The sequence below is a fragment of the Vibrio sp. 10N.222.55.C6 genome, assembly GCF_041473395.1.
Lineage (GTDB): Bacteria > Pseudomonadota > Gammaproteobacteria > Enterobacterales > Vibrionaceae > Vibrio > Vibrio crassostreae_C.
This window is the reverse complement of record NZ_JBFRSD010000887.1, coordinates 1-406: the sequence shown is the minus strand read 5'-3', so window position 1 is coordinate 406 and position 406 is coordinate 1. Positions and strand designations below refer to the sequence as shown.

The window sequence follows — 406 nt, the reverse complement described above, 5'->3', positions numbered from 1 at the left end:
CACCCATTGTTGCTGCATCTGCGTCAGTGCTGATCGAGTAACCATTCAAGTCTTCACTCCAATCCACATAGCTCACAGCGAAACGCAGTTCTGGTCGGTCAAAAAAGCCAGTACTGGTTGAAAGCTTTAGTGTTGGTGCAACTGTCGCTTTGTAGAAACCGCCGTTCGCTTGCTCGGTCGCGTTGTCCAAATCCATGTACTGCAATGAACCTTCGTAAACCATCTCAAAGTTCTCTGTGAACTCTTGAGCTAATCGAACGTTTAAAGAAGCCCATGTGAACTCGTCATTCTTCTTCAGACGGTCTTGGCTATGCTCTGCCATTAATGCAGGTGCTAAACGCCAGTTGTCGCCAATGCGAGTCACACCGTAGCTAAACAGTCGAACAGCTTTTGCGTCATCCAGCAG

Annotated in this window: 1 protein-coding gene; it reads right to left on the bottom strand. The window is 48.0% G+C overall.

The features are described 5' to 3' along the window. Positions 1-406 (bottom strand): carbohydrate porin (locus AB4486_RS26700; protein ID WP_372119786.1); only part of this gene is annotated, 406 nt, incomplete at both ends.